General features: G+C 67.1%; 9 protein-coding genes. All 9 read right to left on the bottom strand.

Features of this window, described 5'->3' with window-relative positions:
- Positions 1-9 precede the first annotated feature (9 nt).
- The gene (locus tag HHL21_RS01670; protein ID WP_169463510.1) at positions 10-1,308 is read right to left on the bottom strand and encodes a sugar MFS transporter; all 1,299 of its coding nucleotides are present in this window, start codon (positions 1,306-1,308) and stop codon (positions 10-12) included.
- Between the two features lie 50 nt (positions 1,309-1,358).
- Positions 1,359-3,791, bottom strand: coding sequence for a GH92 family glycosyl hydrolase (locus HHL21_RS01665; RefSeq protein WP_370659650.1), 2,433 nt, complete (start codon positions 3,789-3,791; stop codon positions 1,359-1,361).
- Positions 3,788-4,711 carry a carbohydrate kinase family protein gene (locus tag HHL21_RS01660; protein ID WP_169463509.1) on the bottom strand — a complete coding sequence of 308 codons (924 nt, stop codon included), beginning with the start codon at positions 4,709-4,711 and terminating at the stop codon, positions 3,788-3,790. The genes HHL21_RS01665 and HHL21_RS01660 overlap by 4 nt, the downstream gene beginning before the upstream one ends.
- Entirely contained in the window at positions 4,704-5,918 is a 1,215-nt protein-coding gene (locus tag HHL21_RS01655) for an AGE family epimerase/isomerase (RefSeq protein WP_169463508.1), read from the bottom strand. The genes HHL21_RS01660 and HHL21_RS01655 overlap by 8 nt, the downstream gene beginning before the upstream one ends.
- Before the next feature lie 22 nt (positions 5,919-5,940).
- On the bottom strand, positions 5,941-6,927 hold the full coding sequence (locus HHL21_RS01650; RefSeq protein ID WP_169463507.1) for a LacI family DNA-binding transcriptional regulator: 987 nt from the start codon (positions 6,925-6,927) through the stop codon (positions 5,941-5,943).
- A gap of 258 nt (positions 6,928-7,185) precedes the next feature.
- Positions 7,186-10,551, bottom strand: coding sequence for a GH92 family glycosyl hydrolase (locus HHL21_RS01645; protein ID WP_206085504.1), 3,366 nt, complete (start codon positions 10,549-10,551; stop codon positions 7,186-7,188).
- 1 nt (position 10,552) lies between these two features.
- Positions 10,553-13,234 carry a beta-mannosidase gene (locus HHL21_RS01640; RefSeq protein WP_169463506.1) on the bottom strand — a complete coding sequence of 894 codons (2,682 nt, stop codon included), beginning with the start codon at positions 13,232-13,234 and terminating at the stop codon, positions 10,553-10,555.
- Positions 13,231-14,751 (bottom strand): tryptophan halogenase family protein, encoded by a 1,521-nt coding sequence (locus tag HHL21_RS01635; protein ID WP_169463505.1) that lies wholly within the window; start codon positions 14,749-14,751, stop codon positions 13,231-13,233. The genes HHL21_RS01640 and HHL21_RS01635 overlap by 4 nt, the downstream gene beginning before the upstream one ends.
- Before the next feature lie 96 nt (positions 14,752-14,847).
- Positions 14,848-17,973 (bottom strand): TonB-dependent receptor, encoded by a 3,126-nt coding sequence (locus HHL21_RS01630; RefSeq protein ID WP_206085503.1) that lies wholly within the window; start codon positions 17,971-17,973, stop codon positions 14,848-14,850.
- Positions 17,974-18,159 lie beyond the last annotated feature (186 nt).

Here is an 18,159-nt window from a genome sequence, read left to right as displayed (position 1 = left end):
GCTTGCCTATTAAGCAGCCGCTTCATACAGCCGCGCGTAACGCGCGCCATAGTACAGGATGAAGGCATAGCACGCCGCCGGCACCACGAAGGACCACTGCAGGCCGATCGTGTCCGCCATCAAGCCCTGGGCGAACGGCACAATGGCGCCGCCGACGATTGCCATGCACAGGATGCCCGATGCCTGGCCGGTCAGCTTTCCGAGCCGGAAAAGCGCCATGCTGAAAATGGTCGGGAACATGATCGAATTGAACAGGCCGACCGCAATAATCGCCCACATCGCGGCCTGGCCCTGGCCGAACACAGCGACCATGATCAGGACGATCGATGCAGCCGCATTGAAGGCCAGTGCCTTGCCCGGGCTGATATGGCGCATGACGGCGAAGCCGATGAAGCGGCCGATCATGGCGCCACCCCAGTAATAGCTGACGTAGTGGGCGGCGTCGGCGTGGTTCAGGCCCGCGATGCGCGGCTCGCCGAAAAAATTGATCAGGAAGCTGCCGATGCTCACTTCGGCACCGACATACAGGAAGATGCCGATCGTCCCCAGCAACAGATGCGGATGGGCCAGCGCCGACTCCTTGGCGGCGCTGCCGGGCATCGGCAGGGAGTCGTCGGCATGAATGATCTTCGGCAGGCGCACGACGGCGAACAGGATCGCCAGCACCAGCAGCGCTGCTGCCAGCACCAGGTAAGGGCCCTGGACGCTGGCCGCCTGGGCCGCGCGGTAAGCGGCCTGCTCCACGGCCGGCAACGCCGCCACTTCGGCCACGCCCAGCACGCTGCCGGAAAGGATCAGGATCCCGCCCAAAGCCGGCGCCACCGTCGTCCCCAGCGAATTGAAGGCCTGGGTCAGGGTCAGGCGGCTCGACGCGTTGCGGGCGTCGCCCAGCACCGTCACGAAGGGATTGGCCGCGACCTGCAGGATCGTGATGCCGGCGGCCAGCACGAAGAAGCCGAACAGGAACAGCGCGTAGCCGCTGTTCGCGGCCGGGTAGAACAGCGCGCAACCGGCCGCGGCAACCACCAACCCGGCCACGGCGCCGTTCTGGTAGCCGATCCTTTTGATCAATGCGCCAGCCGGCAGCGACACGATGAAGTAGGCGCCGAAGAAGCAGAACTGCACCATCATCGCCTGCACGTAGGTCAGCGTATAGAGTTCCTTCAGGTGCGGGATCAGCACGTCGTTGAGCGCCGTCAGCAGGCCCCACATGAAGAACAGGATGGTGATGATGACGAGCGGCCCGGTGGTGCCGGTCTGCGTGCCCACTTGCGGCAGCGCCGTCGTCGGTTGCGAAATGTTTGCCATGCGAAGTCTCCTGGTGATCTTATGATCTTATTGTGTGTGCAGAATATGCCTTACGGCGTGATGCCCGCAGGCGGGCGCGGCAAGTCGCGGCCGCGCGTGCCCCATCCCGCCGTGTCCGGCTGCGGCGCGAGCTGGTATTTCAGGGTGCCGGCAGCCTGCAACTGCTCCCAGTCCAGCCACACGCGCGACAGCGGACGCCCAGCCCAGTTCACGGACTGCACGAAGCGCCGCTCGCCGGGCTTGGCCTCGGGTGCCTCGATGCGCAGCACGCGGCCTTGCGGCAGGTCGATCTCGGCGCGCGCGAAGCGCGGCGCGTGCAGCAGGAAGCGGCCGCTGCCCGGCGCGTCAGGATACATACCCAGCGCACTGAACAGGTACCAGGCCGACATCGTGCCGAGGTCGTCGTTGCCGGTCACGCCGCTTGGGCCATTGGCGAACAGCGTTTCGGCCGCGCGCAGCACCGTGGTGGTCTTCCAGGGCTGGCCCATCAGCGTGTACATCCACGGCGCATGCAGGTCGGGCTCGTTGTTCGGGTTGTAGCGGAACTGGCTGTAATAACTGTACGGCCCGACCACCCAGGACTTGCGCACGGCCGCCGGATCGGCCAGCACGGCGTCGTAGTCGAAGAACTGGTCGAGGCGGCGCTGGGCCTGGGCGGTGCCGCCCATCGCCGCGGCCAGGCCGGGGACGTCCTGCGGCACCAGCCATTGATACTGCCAGGCCGTGCCTTCGTGGAAGCCATGGTCGCCGCGCGGGTCGAAGCCGCTGCCGACGTCGGCGAACCAGCCGCCCCCAGGCAGGCGCGGACGCGGGAAGCCGCGCTGCCCGGTTGGGGCGTCGACCACGCTCGGGTCCCACACCTTGCGCCAGTTGAGGGCGCGCTGCGCCAGCAGCTGCGCGTCCTTGCCGTGGCCCAGCGCCTTCGCCATGTGCGCCAGCGCGCTGTCGGCCAGCGCATATTCCAGCGTCGCCGAGGCGCCGTGGTGCGGGTCGGTGTCCATGCCCTTGGAGATGAAGCTGCGGTCGTATTGCACGAAGCCGTCGCGCAGGTAGCTCGGGTTGCCCGAACGTCCCTGCGGGCGGATGCTGAAAGCCGGCACGCCGAAGGCGTTTTCGCGCAGCGCGGCATAGGCCTCGCGCTCGCGCCCCTTCAGCGCCCCGAAGCGCCACAGGTCGACCAGGAAGGGAGTGACCGGGTCGCCGGTCATGATGTTGGTCTCGAAGCTGGCGTAGCCCCAGCGCGGCAACCAGCCGCCCTGCTCGCGGATCTTCAGCACCGAGTTGGCGATATCGCGCGCGCGCTGCGGACGCAGCAGGGCCAGCAGCTGGTTCTGGGCGCGGTAGGTGTCCCACAGCGAGAAGTACTCGTAGTAAGTCCAGTCTTTCGCGCTGTGGACGAGGTCGTCGTAGCCGCGGTAGCGGCCGTCGGCATCGTTGCCGGTCATCGGCTGCAGCAACGCGTGGTAGAGCGCGGTGTAGAACACCGTGCGGTCGTCCTGGCTGCCGCCTTCGATGCGCACGCTGGAAAGTTCGCGCTGCCACTCGCGCTGCGCCTTCGCCTTCATCGCATCGAAAGCCAGCGGCTTGCCAGCTTCCATACCTTCGGCCTGCAGGTTGATGCGCGCGCCCTCGGCATCGACGTGGGAAATCGCGCTGACCGCGGTGACCGCCGTCCCCTTGCCAAGGTCGAAGCTCAGCCAGACGCCATGCGGTTTGGCCTCGCCCTGCTGGCTGGGGCCGTCCACGCCAGGCCAGCCGCCGCGGTCGTCCCAGATGCCATGGGCCACGACCGGCTGGTCGAACACGATGCGGAACCAGGTGCTGTACTTGGCGCCGCCGCAGAAGCTCTTGGTGACGATCCTGCCCTCGACGCTGCGGCCGTCGAGCACTTTGACCTCGCTGCCGATCACGGAATGGCGCTCGTTGGCCTGGCCCAGGTTGAGCAGCACGTGCCCGGTGGCGGTGCCGGAGGCAAAGGTGTAGCGCTCGGCGGCGGCGCGGGTCAGCGCGGTCGCCTCGGCGGTGATGCCGCCATAGCTGGTCAGCTTGACCTGGTAGTAGCCGGCCTGCCCTACTTCTCCCTCATGGCTGTATTCGGCGGCGTAGCGCTTGTGGTCGAAGCTGTCAGCCTTGGACGTGTCGAAATCGCCGCCGGGGCCGATGTGGCCGGTGACCGGCAGCACCGACAACTGCCCGCCCTGTTCCCAGCAGCCCGCGCCGGACAGGAAGGAGTGGCCGAAACCACGGATGCGCTTGTCGCTGTAGCGGTAGCCGGCGTAATGGTCGGCGATCGGGCTGACCTGGATCTTGCCGAATGGCGCCGCGGCGCCGGGGAAGGTATTGCCTTCGTCCTGGGTGCCGATGAAGGTGTTCACCGGCATGGAACTGGCGCCCGCGGCGGCGGCTGGCGCGGCGCACTGGGCGGTCGCCGGCAGCAGCAACGCCGCCAGCAGCAAGGGGGCAAAGCGGGGTCGGGTCGTCACGATACTTCTCCTTCGAGCACTTCGAACAATCGGTGCATGGCCGCCGGCTGCGGCGGCGTGGCGCCGGCCTGCAGGCAGGCGGCGGAGCCGGCCGCCAGCGCGGCATGCAGGTGCGACTGCAAGCGCCGGCCGGGATGGCGCGCCAGGCTGTGCAGCAGGCCGGCCACGCTGGCGTCGCCGGCGCCGACGGTGTCCACCATCTCCACCGTGGGTGGGCGCGCATCGCAGCGCTGCGCGCCGTGGAACAGGCTGGCGCCCTGGCCGCCGCGCGTCAGCAGGCAATGCGCCGCGGGATTGAACGCGCGCACCTCCTGCAGAGCCGCCTCGAGCCCGAGTCCGGGAAACAGCCCGCGCAAGTCGTCGTCGGACACCTTGATCACGTCGGCCAGCGCCGCCATGCGCTGCAGGGTCGGCGCATAGCGTTCGTCCATCAGGTTGCGGTAGTTGGGGTCGTAGCTGATCGCCACGCCCTGGGCCTTCAACTGCCGGGCCAGCGCGACCAGGGTTGATGCCAGCGGCTCGCGCGCCAGGCTGATGCCGCCGAAGTGCGCCCAGCGCAGCGCCGCCGGCCAGCCATCGGGCAGCGCCGCGGGATCGAAATGCAGGTCGGCGCTGTCGTCGCCGATAAAGAAATAGCGCGCCGGCTCGCCCTGCTCAACCACGGCCAGCAAGGGCGAACGCTCGACGCGCTGCAGCAGCCGCAGGTCCAGCCCCGCCGCCTCGCTGGCCGCCCACAGGGCGTCGCCGAAGCGGTCGCGGCTGATGGCGCCGGCAAAGGCGGTCGGCTCGCCCAGCACCGCCAGCGCGCGCGCCACGTTCCAGGTCGAGCCGCCAACGCGGCTCACCCACTGCTCGCCGCCCTGGTTGATCATGTCGGTCAGCGCCTCGCCGGCGCACAGCATCAGCGGCGCGTCATGCATGGTCGGCCTTCGCCAGCACGGCCAGGATGTCGTAGCAGGCGCCCATGGTGTGGTAATCCACCTTGCCGGCCGGGCTCTTCTCGTCGCTGAGCTTGCGGTTCTCGCGGTCGAGGATGCGGAACCAGGCGCCGTACTGGTGATCGACGAAATGGGTCCAGCTGTACGCCCACAGGCGCTCGTACCATTCCCAGTATTCCGCATTGCCGGTGCGCTGCGCCAGCATGGCCGCCGCCGCCGCGCTCTCGGCCTGGACCCAGAAATATTTATGCGTGTCGCACACCGTCAGGTCCGGCGCCAGCGAATAGCACAGGCCGCCGTGCTCGGCATCCCAGCCCTTTTCCACCGCGACCCGGTACAGCCGTTCGGCCGTCGGCAGCAGCCAGCCAAGGTCCTGCTCCAGCACGCCGCTGGCGCGTGCCTCCAGCTGCAGCAACAGCTTGGCCCACTCGGTGAAGTGGCCGGGCTGGTAGCCCCACGGGCGGAACAGGTTCTCCGGATCGTCGAAGTTGTAGGCCCAGTCGGGCTGCCACTGGGCGTCGTAGTGTTCCCAGATCAGGCCGCCGCAGCGCTCGGCCTGGCGCTGGGTGATGTTGTACGCGATGGTGTAGGCACGCTCGAGGTAGCGCCGCTCGCCGGTGGCCTGCCATGCCGCCTGCAGCGCTTCGCAGGCATGCATGTTGGCGTTCTGCCCGCGGTAGCCGGACAGCGTCCAGTCCTGGCTGGCTTCGTCGGCATACAGGCCGGCCTGCGGGTCCCAGAAGCGCGCCTCCATCAAGGCGAAGGTTTCGCCGATCCAGGCGCGGGCCTGTTCCAGCCCCGCCATCGTGGCGTGCGCATAGGCCAGCAGCACGAAGGCCAGGCCATAGGCGTGCTGGGTGCCGTCCGCCACCTTGCCCCCATCGAGCAGCCAGGCGTAGCCGCCGCCGACCGGATCGCGGTGCACCTCGCGCAGGAAGCGCAGGGCATGCCCGGCGCCCTCCAGATAGGCCGGATCGCGGAAATGCCGGTACGCCATGGCATAGGTAAACACGAAGCGCGTGCTGCTGACCAGGTGCCGGTGCTGCGCGTCGTAGACGGTGCCGTCGTCCTTGAAATAGTGATAGAGGCCGCCGGCGGGGTCGATCGCGCGCGGGTGATAAAAGCCCATGGTGTGGCGCGCATGGTTGAGCAGCACGGCCGGGCTGCGAAAGTTGGGGAGAGTGGTCATAGTAGGCAGGGTTAGGGGTGTACTAGTCGTCGCAGCTGCTCTCGCGCACGATCATCTGGACCGGCACGGTGATGTGGGACGGGCATTCGTCTGGCTTGTGGAGCAATAACTCGACCCCGGCCCGGCCCAGCGCTTCCTTGTCCACGCGGACCGTGCTGAGCGGGGGAATGGCGGCGGCGGCCGCGGCGATGTCGTCGAAACCGACGATGGCAATGTCATGCGGGATCTTCATGCCCTCGTTCAGGCAATACTTCATCGCCGACAGCGCCGTGCTGTCGTTGTAGCAGAACACCGCATCGGCCCGCTTCGGCAGGCTAAGCAGGCTGCGCATGGCTTCCGCCACGCCTTCGTCGCCGTCGTCCATGGCCGGCACGATGACTTCCAGGTCCGGGTCGGCCAGGACCCTGGCCTCGAACAGCGCCTGGCGGAAGCCGCGGTTACGTTGCTGGATGCTGTAGTGGGCGAGCGAGCCCGACAGCATCGCGATGCGCTTGCGTCCGCAGCGCAGCAAGTGCTGGGTGGCCAGGTAGCCGCCGCGCATATTGTCCGGGTTAACCGAGGTGAAACCGCGCCGGTGCATGTCGACCAAAACCATCGGTTTGCCGATTTGCTGCAGCGCGGCCAGCACCTCCGGCTCGAAAAAACCGGCGCAGACGATGGCATCGGGCTGGTGCAAGCGGATTTGTCCCAGCACCGGATCGGCCGGTCCGACCGCGATGAAGGACAATGCGACGCCCTCGCGCCGGCAGGCCTCTTCCGCGCCATGCAGGACCGGCGAGTAGAACGGGCTCGATGCCAGCGTGTTGTGCTGGCTGTGCAGCAGGAAGGCGATGCGGCGGATGCGTCCCTTCTTCAGCTGGCCGAAGTCATAGCCCAGCTGCAGCGCGGCCTCGCGCACCTTGTCGCGCGTCGGCTCGGTCATCCCGGCCTGGTTCTTCAGCGCGCGCGACACCGTGCCGATCGACAGCCCGGTGGCCTGCGCGATGTCGCGCAGCGTGACCTGGCTCATGGCTGCCCCAACAAGCGACGCGGCCGTTGAAGCAAGGGGACATGCCGCGAATTCAAGTGCATGAAGAGTCTCCGATATCTGGTTTATTAAACGCGTATGGCTGCGTTTTCTGTGTGCGCGAAGTTCTGTGCCCCGCGTCAGTTCATAGGTAACCGTTATATCAGCCGCCATTTGCGAGAGTCAATCAAAGCGGCCTGATCGGCACGCTTTTAGCAGGTTTTTAGTAAACAGCGCATTGACCAACTGCCGCGCGCGCGTTCACTTCGATTCCGCAGAGTCCAGCAACTCGAGCTCGGCCAGTTCAAACGCCGCCGCATTCTCGAACCGCAGCCGGTACTCGCGATACCCGCCCGGCCTGGCGATGCGGAACGGACGCAACTGCTGCTGCCACGCGAAACGCTCGTGGCTGCGCCGGTCAAGCACCGCCCAGCTGCCCTTGCCGTTGCGTCCTTCAAGCGTCCAGGCCAGCTTGTCCGGCGGGGCTTTGCCACCGGTAATCGTGTAGTAACTGATCGCTGTGGAACCGGCGAACGCGAAGCCGACGACCGCGCGGCCGTGCAGCGACAGCGAGGTCGATGCATCGTCGTCGACCAGCCCACCGGCAGCGACGCCGCTGTCCACGGTGATTGCCGCTGCCCCTTTGGCGCGGTCCTTCATTACCGCGGGCCGGCGACCAGGCGCGGTCATCGATCCCGGCAAGGCGCCCGCATCGCTTCCCCAGGACGATGGCGCACTGCCCATGACGAATTCCAGGGTCGCGCCGGCGGCGATGTCATCGTGGCGAATCCAGGGCCGGGTCCAGGGCTTGCCGTTGACCTTGAGCGATTGCACATAGACCTTATCGGGGCCATTGCCGTGCGCGATGACGGTGAGCGTGCGGCCGCTGTCGAGGCGGACCTCGGCGCGGTCGAAGGCAGGCGCGCCGATCACGTATTCCGGGGAGCCCATCCGCAACGGGTACAGCCCCAGCATCGCGAACGTGTACCAGGCCGACATTTCGCCGTTGTCCTCGTCGCCCGCATAGCCCTGGCCGATTTCGCTGCCGAGGTAGAGCCGGCGCACGGCCTCGCGCGTGATGCGCTGGGTGTTCCACGGCTGGCCGGCGGCGACGTACATCCAGGGGATGTGGTGCGAGGGCTGGTTGCTGTGTGCATACATGCCCATGCGCACATCGCGCGCCTCGGTCATTTCGTGGATCACCTGGCCGTAGCTGCCGGAAAACCGGGGCTCAGCGGTTTCCGGAGTGGCGAAGAACTGGTCCAGCCGGCGCACCAGCGCCTCGCGTCCGCCCAGCAGCGTGGCGAGGCCTTCGGCGTCGTGGGGCACGGTGAAGGCGAAGTTCCACGCGTTGGCCTCGGTGTAGTCGCCACCCCACTCGCGCGGCTCGAAGCTGGCTGCCGGCTGGCGCCACTGCCCGTTGGCGTCGCGGCCGCGGAAGAAGCCGGTGGCCGGATCGAACAGGTTGGCGTAGTCCGCGGCCCGGGCCTGGAAGTACTCGGCTTCCTCGCGGTAGCGGCGGGCACGCGCGGCATCCCGGTCGTCGCGCGCCAGGGCCCGGCCGAACTGCGCGAGGCCGAAATCGTTGAGTGCGCCCTCCAGCGTCCACGACAAACCTTCGTGGACGGCGGACTCCACATAGCCGCGGTACATCGAGCGCGCCAGGCCCTTGCGGCCGACGTTCGACACCGGCGGGACCGCGGTCGCGTTCTTCAGCGCGGCCTCGTAGGCCTGGTGCGCATCGAAGCCGCGCACGCCCTTGAGCCACGCATCGGCGAAGGCCACGTCGGAACTGGTGCCGACCATCAGGTCCGCATAGCCCGGCGACGACCAGCGCGCCACCCAGCCACCGTCGCGGTACTGCTGCAGGAAGCCGTCGATCATCGCGCCGGCGCGTTGCGGCGCCAACAGCGCGTATGCGGGCCAGGTCGTGCGGAAGGTGTCCCAGAAGCCGTTGTTGACGTAAGTCTTGCCGGCGCGCAGCGGGGCGGAGGTGCGCAGCGCGTCGCCGCCACTATTCTTGTCGGACCAGCTGCTCTGGTCGGCATGGCGCCAGTCCGGCTGCTTCGCGCTGCCGACGTTTTCGTGGGCGACGTTCGGATACAGGAACAGGCGGTAGAGATTGGAATAGATGGTGGTCAGCTGGTCGTCACTGGCGCCCTCGACCCGCACGCGGCCGAGCTCGGAATCCCAGGCCGCCTGCGCACGCTCGCGCACGGTGTCGAACCCGGCGTCGCCGATCTCCTGATCGAGGTTGCGCTGCGCCTGTTCGACCGAAATCAGCGAGGTGGCAATGCGCATCCGTACTTCGCCATTGTCGGCCGAAAACTTGACGTAGCCGGTGGGCCGGCCGGTCTCGAGCAGGCCGCTGTCGCGCCAGCGCTGGTCGAAGCGCGCAAATACGAACATGCGCGCGGCGCCATTGGAGAGGCCGCTGCGGGTATCGGTATGGCCGCGCAGGGTCTGGGTGGCCGCATCGAGCGTCAGGCCGCCGCGCTGGTCGACGTTATCAAACAGCAAGTTCGCATCGCCATCGCGCGGGAAGCGGAAACGGAAGACCGCCGCGCGTTCGCTCGGCGCGATCTCGGCACGGATGCCGTTGTCGAAGTCCACCCGATAGGTGTGCGCACGGGCCAGTTCCTTATCGTGCGAGAACGGCAGCGCGCGGCGCGCACGGTCGGCGTCGGGGCGCCCCTGCGCGCTTGATGGCATCACCTGGAAAGTCTGGCGGTCGCCCATCCACGGACTGGGCTGGTGGCTGAGGGACAGCGCCTGCAGCCGCGGCCGGTTATCCGCACCATTCTGTTCGTTCCAGCGATACAGCCAGCCCAGCGTGCTCGCGTCGGTGACCGGGGTCCAGAAGTTGAAGCCATGCGGCATCGCCGTCGCGGGAATGTTATTGCCACGCGAAAAATTGCCATTGGCCTGGGTGCCGCGGGTAGTCAACACGTAGTCGGATGGCCGCGTGGCGACGCTGCGCGCCTGCCCGCCGATGGCGATGTCGTCGAGCCAGCCGCTGGCGCCGGTCCCGGCCGCGGGCTGCAGTTCCAGCTCGATCGCCTTGATGCGGCGCCCTTTCAGTTCGCCCAGCCGGACCGCCTTGTGCGCCCACTGTTGCGGATACAGCGTTGTCGATTGCGCCTGCGCGGCGGCGCCGAGGCGCACGCCGTGATTGTCACGCAGGGCCAGGCTGGATATCCGCTGCCCATCGTCAAGCACCAGGTCCAGCGATACGCCGGTGGAGGCGCCGGCATCGCCTTCGACAATTTCCGGCAGGACTTTCCACGACAGCGTCGTGTCGCCGCCGATCACGATGTCGACTGGAAACAGCTGGAGGCGGCCACCGGTGCCGCCGGCGGTGTAGCGCAGCGCGCGCGTGCCGCTGTAACCCACCCGCGGCTTGGCCGCATACGGGCGTTCCGGGCCGTCGCCCAGGCTCACCCGCAAGCCGTCGCCTGCCGGCACGGCGGGAACCGGATCGCCCGATTCGAACGACGTCGCGAAGCGCGGTTCGGCCGCGCCGGCAGCGGCGCCGGCCAGCAGCATCGCCACAGCCGGGATCCAGATTGCCCGGGCGCGAAGGCGGGAGACGTCAAGCAGGCGCGTGTCATATAAAAAGTAGGTCATGTCAGGGAGTCCGTGATATGGAGGGGGTATTGGTTTGCACCGCGTCGGCCAGCGATTCGATGTGCAGCGCGGCGCGCAGGGCCTGGCCGGTGGCGGCGGACGCCACGCGCAGCGTGACGCTTTCGCCCGGCAGCACGGTCAGCGCGTTGTCGGACAGTTCGGCGTCGACATCGCCGAAGCCGATCCAGACCGCACGCGCCAGCCTTGACGCCGCGATCTCGAGTACATGTCCATCGCCGTCGCGCCGCAGTTCCGCGCGCAGCCCGGCGGGGTTCCAGGCCAGCTGTTTGGCCGCTGCGAAATACACGACCCTGCGCGACGCCGGCTCGCCCTCGGCCTGCAGGTCGAATACCGCGACTGTGGACGCCGGATCGGCGTTGCCGAGCAATTCGGCATCGCGGTAATCGGCCACTTTCGCCGCCGACAGCGGCGCGAGTTCGACCGGCTTGCGCTCGTCGCGCAGTATCTTGCCGTCGAGGGCCATCACGCGCAGGCGCAGCTCGCCCCGCACCTGCCGCGTGCGGTCGTTGAGCAGGCTCACCGAGGTGGTGCCTGCGGCGCCGCGCAGCGCGGCGACCGCCACCGGCGCATAAAAGCGGCGCGCATGGAACTGCAGCGCCTTCCAGCGCCCGAACCAGTCGATGCCCGACCACGACGCGCCCGGCCACACGTCGTTGAGCTGCCAGAACAGCGAACCCATCGTGAACGGGCGGCTGGCGCGGTGGTGCAGCGCGGCCAGCTCGATGCCCTCGGCCTGCGCGGCCTGGCTCAGGTAGACGAAACCGGCGAAATCCTTCGGTTCGCCGAACTCATAGTGCACGTACTTCATCAGCCGTGCGTTGCCCTTTCCGGCTTGGAACTTCTGGTGCGCCTCGATCACCGGCGTGGCAATGCCCTGCTCCTCGCGCCGCGCGAAAGCGTCGATGGTGCGCTGCACCGGCCATGCCTGCAGGCCGTACTCGGACATGAAGCGCGGCGTGACCTCCAGGAACTTGGCCGGCGGATGCGCCGGGTTGCCCCACACTTCCCAGTAATGCATGTCGCCGCTGGCCGGCGTGTTGGCCACTTCGGCCAGGTCGTCGCCGGGCGAGCTGGCCCAGTAGCCAATGCCGCCGCCCTCTTCCGCGACGACCTTGCGCAGCTCTAGGCCGAACAACTGCACATAGCCCTTCCAGACCTGGTCGGCGAAGACCGGATCGGCTTCCTTCAGCGTCTTGCCGTGCCCCCAGTACTTCCAGGCGATTTCTTCCTCGTTATTGCCGCACCACAGGACGATGCTGGGATGGTTGCGCAGCCGGCGCAGCTGGTCGCGCGCCTCGGCGATCACGCTGGCGCGGAAAGCGTCGTCGTAAGCCGGCTGCATGCCGCCGCCGAACATGAAGTCCTGCCACACCAGCAGGCCGAGTTCGTCGGCCAGGTCGAAGAAGGCATCGCTCTCGTAATAGCCGCCGCCCCAGCTGCGCACGAAATTCATGTTGGCGTCGCGCGCCGACTGCAGCACCCGGCGCAGCTGCGCCTTCGTCACCCGCGGCTGGAACATGTCGAAGGGAATCGAGTTCGCGCCTTTGGCGAACACGGGAATGCCGTTGACGACGAAGTAGAAGCTGCGGCCCTTGTCGTCGGGATCGCGGCGCAGCGCAACGCTGCGCAAGCCGGTACGCGTGCTGGTGCTGGCAGTGACGGCCTTGCCGTCAACGGCGTCGAGCTGGTAGCGGTACAGCGCTTGCGCACCATAGCCGGTCGGGAACCAGCGTTGCGGGCGGTCGACGTGCACGGGAAGTTCGATGCGGTTGGCGCCGGCATGTAAGGCGACCCGCCGTTGCGCGGCCAGCGAGCGCTTGCCGTCGGGCGCCGTCTGCCACAGGCGCAGCTCGAACTGGCCGGCGCGCACCGCGTCGAGCGACGCGACCGCGGCGATGTCGGCGCGCGCTTCGTCGACGTGATCCTGGCGCAGTTGCAGGTCGTCGATGCGCAGCGCGTCCCAGCTCTGCAACACGACCGGCTTCCAGATGCCGGCGGTCACGTAGCGCGGGCCCCAATCCCAGCCGTAGTGATAGCCGGGCTTGCGCGCAAAGTTGCCGGTCATCGCGTCCTTCGGTTCGTCGCCGTAGGGCGAAGGGTAGTTGCCCGCCAGCTTGTGCGGCATCGCCTGCACCTGCGGCAGCAGCCTGGCGATCGGCGAGCGCAGCACGATGCGCAATTCATTGCCCTTCGCGCGCAGCTTGCGCTGCACCGGGGCGCGCCAGGTGCGGAAGGCGTTGTCGGCCGCCAGCAGCTGGTCGCCATTGAGCCACACCTCGGCATAGGTATCGAGGCCTTCGAACACCAGGTCGCTGCGCGCGCTGCCCCGCGCCGCGCGCGGCACGTCGAAGCGCGTGCGGTATTCCCAGTCGGCCAGGCCGATCCACTGCAGGCCGGCTTCGGCCGCGCCGACATAGGGGTCGGGGATCAGCTTGTGGGCGAGCAGGTCGGTATGCACCGTGCCCGGCACCGCCGCCGCGCGCCATGGCGCCGCTTCGGGATGCGCGCCGAGTTGCGCGTTGCCGGGCGCAAGGCGGAAGGTCCAGCCCTTGTCGATGACAAGCCGGTCCGGTACTCCCGCCCTGGCCACTCCTGCCGTAAAGGCGAGGACGAACACGGGGAGCAGTCGCGCGAGCGCGCGCAGCAGCGGATGCGCGCTCATGGTGGGGACGCCTTCCAGTATCTGTCGATCCATTCCTGGTGCATCGGCATCGTGGCGACCGCCTGCGCGAGCGTCGTGCGCATGCCCTCGACGTATTCCATCAGCCGGTCCTCGGGCATCTCGTCGACGATCGGGTGGTAGCCTTGCGGCACGATGCGCTGGCCCAGCATCACCTGGACCCAGCTCGGCAGCGCGAAGAAATCCTCGCCGTTGCGGAAGTAGCGCCCATCGCGGCGGAACAGCTCGATCGGCTCGCGCAAGCTGTCCGGGATGGACATCGTGCGGCAGTAGTTCCAGAACGGCGTGTCGTCGCGTTCGGTCGCGTTGTAGTGCAGGATCAGGAAATCGCGGATCCGCTCGTACTCGAACACGGATTCGCGGTTGTAGCGTTCGGCCAGCAGCGGGTTGGCGTCGCGCGTGGGGAACAGGCTCAGCAAGCGGGTGATGCCCGACTGGGCCAGGTAGATGCTGGTGGACTCGAGCGGCTCGAGGAAGCCGCTGGCCAGGCCCAGGGCCACGACATTCTTGTTCCAGAACTTCTTGCGCATGCCGGTGGTGAACGCTAGTTTCCGCGGGTCGGCCAGCGCCTTGCCGTCCAGGTTCGCCAGCAAGGTCGCGGCGGCCTCGTCGTCGCTGATGAAGCGGCTCGAATACACGTAGCCATTGCCGGTGCGGTGCTGCAGCGGAATGCGCCACTGCCAGCCGGCCGCGCGCGCGCTCGCGCGCGTGTACGGCGTGATCGGATCGGTGCGCTCGCTGGGCACCGCCATCGCGCGGTCGCACGGCAGCCAGTGCGACCAGTCCACGTAGCCGGTCTTCAAGGTCTGCTCGATCAGCAGGCCGCGGAAACCCGAGCAGTCGATGAACAAGTCGCCGCCGACCACTTGGCCGTTTTCCAGGGTCAACGATTCGACGAAACCGTCGCCGGCGCGCTGGTTCACACCGACGATCTTGCCCTCGATGCGCTGCACGCCGCGCTGTTCCGCCAGTTCGCGCAGATAGCGCGCGTACAGCGTGGCGTCGAAGTGATAGGCATAGGCGATATCGGCCAGCGGCGAATCGGCCGGCGCATTCCTGTCGCGGGGCGCGAACTTGCCGCGCGGCGCCATCACCGTCTGCGCCGAGTAGTCGCCGATCGGGCCGGCGCGCCCGGCAAGGTGCAGCTTGAGCCAGAACTGGTGAAACGGCAGCGGGCCGAGCGAGCGGCCGATGGCGCCGAAGCCGTGGATGTAACTGTCGCCGATGCGGCTCCAGTCCTTGAATTGAATGCCAAGCTTGACCGTGGCTTGGGTGCGCTTGACGAACTCGGCTTCGTCGATGCCCAGCCATTGTCCGTTGAACATCCTGATGTGCGGGACGCTGGCCTCGCCGACGCCGACGATGCCGATTTCCTCGGACTCGACCAGGCGGATCGAGGCCCCCTTGCCCAGGTAGGTGGCCAGCGCGGCTGCGGCCATCCAGCCCGCGCTGCCGCCACCGACAATGGTGATGTTATTGATCCGGTTGTGCGCGTTCATTGTGGCATCCAGAAAAGACGGCTTTGCCAGCAGGGGCTGGCAAGGCCGTTAAAGACAGCTCCCCGGCCCGGCGGCGCGGGGAGGGATGAAGCAGGCTTAGAACTTGTAGTTCATGCCCGCGTACACGACACGGCCGGCGTAGCCATTGGAGTAGAAGCGGTCCTTGGTGTCGTTACCCAGGTGCGCGCGGCTCTCTTCCTCGGTCAGGTTCAGCACCGAAGCGGTCAGGCTCAGCTGCTTGGTGATGTTGTACGCCACGTTCAGGTCGATCTGGCTGAACGGCTCGTCATAGACGTTCAATCCATTGACCAGGCCGTTCACGACCTCGCCGCGGCGGTTGTACGAAGCGCGCGCCAGCAACTTCTCGGTGGTGTAGAACACGGTCAGGTTGGCCTGGTTCTTCGCGCTGCCGACCAGCGGCGACTTGCCGAGTTCGGTGCCGTCCGCGAGGGCGATGGCCGCCTGGTTGGTCTTGTTGTACGTATAGTTAACCTGGAAACCGAGGCCGGAATCCAAGGTGTGCTGCGCGTACAACTCGACCCCCTGCGACACCGCGTCGCGGCCGCCGGCACTGGTCGCGTAGTTCTGCACCGTCACGGTCTGGCCGCCCACGTCCATCGAGATGTCCGTCACCACCGGCACCGCGAAGTTGCTGACGTTCTTGCGGAACACGCCGGCGCCGAGCACCGAGCCGCGGTGGAAGTACCACTCCAGGCCCAGGTCATACTGGGTGGCCTTGTACGGCTCCAGGTTCTTGTTGCTGCCCGCGCCGAACCAACCCTGCCGGTCGCCGCCACCGATCAGGCGGCGATCGTTGACGTACTCCTGGCTGTAGTAGTTCAGGCCACCCGGCGACGCGATGTCGCCGTAGCTCGGACGCGACACCACCTTGGACGCGGCGACGCGCAGCAGCAGCGTGTCGCTCAGGTCGTAGGCCAGGTTGAAGCTCGGCAGCACGTCGTTGTAAGTGCGGTCGAGCGAGCTGACCGCAAACGACGAGTCGCGCGCGGTGCTGTCCGGCAGCCTGGTGAAGCCGCTGGTGCAACCCGAGCCGGCTGGCGCGCCGGCAGCCGGCAAGCCGCCCGCCCGGCACGGCGCCGGGGTGCCGTCGGGACCGTCGTAGAAGTAGTCGTTGTAGCTTTCGACCTGGTCCGTCGAATCGGCATGCTGCCTGGTGCGCACCAGGCGCACACCGACGTTGCCGCGCAGGCGCTCGGTCTTGATGTTGGCCTGCAGGTAGGCCGACGCGATCTTTTCTTCGACGTTGTAGACGAAGTTGTCTTCGCTGCGGGTCTGCATCTCGCCGTAGGTCGAGTTCAGGTGCCCGATGTAGGCCGGATAGTTAATCGCCGGGAACGCGTTGGCGCTGATGCCGCCAGCGAGATTGTCCAGCGATTCAGGGTACAGGAACTGCGCCTGGAAGCGGTTGGCGGTAGGATCGCATCCGGCCTGGAAGCGCTTGTCGTAGTCGCTCGGATCGGCGCCCTTGCAAACCCAGTAGTTGTTGCCGGTGCTGCGGTGGGTGCCGCCGTCGCGGTACTTGGCGCCGAACTGCAGCGAGTCCAGCCACTTGCCATCCTTGTGCCAGGTGAAATCGGCCTGGGCGTACTTCTGCTCGGTGCTGTTTTTGGTCCACGACGACGAGGTCGAGCCGAGGTCGATTTCGCCGATGCCGTTTTGCAGGTTCGCCATCAGTTGCGGCGCGAACGTCATCGTCGGCGTGCCGGAAAGGTCCCAGGCGGTGGCGGTGTTGCCGAGGGCCCAGCTGCCATCGGCGTTCTGGCGGCGCGGCTTGATCGGCATGCCGAATTGCATTTCCGGACCGCCGCCGGCCCAGGTACGCCCGGCCGTGAAGTTGGCGTCCAGCGACTCGCCGCGCCATTCGGCCGTGAAGTCGAAGACCTGCGAGCGCGCCTTTTCGCGGTTGTAGCTGCCGGTGATCTGCGGCGTTGGAATGGTGCAGTCGTCCGGACCGAAGCCGCCGGTATTGGTCAGGCCGCCCGCCGCAGCCTGTTGGCCGCTGCAGTAGTAGGCCTTGCCTGGGTGAGCGCTGTACTGCGCGCCGGTGACGATGGTGCCGCTTGGGTCGAAGGTCAGGCCGTCGAGCAGGCGGCCGCCCGGCCAGTTGCCGTCGCCGTCATAGCGGGCAATATTCCATTCCGGCACCTTGAGGGTGTTGGTCTGGGAGTTCTGCGACAGGTCGAAACGGAAGTAATTGGCCGTCAGGTTCAGGTTGCGGACCGGCTTGAACTGCAAGGTCAGCTGTCCGCCCTTGCGCTCGCGCTCCTCGGTCTTGACGTTGAGGTTGACCGAGGTCGGCATCATGAAGTTGGTGTAGTACTTGCCGTTCTGGTCGTGGAAGCCCGACTGGCCCCACCAATACGAGTTCAGGTCCGACTCCTTGCCGTTGACGTCTGTTGCCGGATTCGTTTTGTAGTTGTCGCCGTACCACTGCCAGTTTTCGGTGCTGGCGCCCATGGTGCGGGTGGTGCGTTTCTGCTGGGTGTAGCCCACCAGAACACCGAAGCGATTGCTTTCGTCGTGCCAGGCATACTGGCCGGAAAACTGGCCGTCGGCCTTCTTGGTCGTGTCGGCCCAGGTGCCTTCGGCGTTGACGAAGCCGGAGTTGGACTCCACGTCCAGCGGACGGCGCGTATGCAGGATCACGGTGCCGCCGATGCCGCCTTCGTCGATGCGCGCTTCCGGCGTCTTGTACAGCTCGGCGCTGGACAGCATGTTCGACGGCATCAACGTGTAGTTGAAGGAACGCGAAGGATCGCCGTTGGATTCGGCCGTGGCGACATAATTCCCGTTCAGCTGGGTCAGCGTCAATTCCGACGACAGGCCGCGCACGCTGACGTTCTTGCCCTCGCCGCCGCTGCGGGTGACGACCACGCCCGGCACGCGCTGCAGCGCGTCGGCCACGTTTTTGTCGGGGAACTTGCCGACATCTTCGGCGGTGATCACTTCGACGATCGCATTGGCGTTGCGCTTCTGGTCGAGGCTCTTCTCGATCGCGTAGCGGTAGCCGGTCACGACAACCTTCGGCGCCTGGCTGGCGTCGGCCTGCGTTTCGACCTGCGTTTCGGCCGGCTTGTCGGCCGGGGCCGTTTGCGCCTGAGCCGTGGTAATGCTCAACAGAGCCAAGGCGACCGCAGTGGCAATCGGCGTTGCGCGCGGGCCGGAGGCCTGGCGCGAAGCAAGAACGTTCCTGAACATCATTTGATATCTCCTCATTATGCCCATGGATGGGCTTTTTTATGTGACGCTACAAAGGCACTTCCGCCAACTGTGGACCCGGTGGCAGTCCCAGAGTGCGACGTGAAAGCACAGCCGATGACGCGGGTTCGACAACATTTACTAAACGGGCATGCCGCCGAGCCTGCGCCCTTGGATACGGCGCTTCAG

Source organism: Massilia polaris (assembly GCF_012927275.1).
In the GTDB taxonomy this organism is placed as follows: domain Bacteria; phylum Pseudomonadota; class Gammaproteobacteria; order Burkholderiales; family Burkholderiaceae_D; genus Telluria_A; species Telluria_A polaris.
Note: the sequence above shows the minus strand (reverse complement) of the source record. Positions and strands in the feature narration are given on the sequence as shown.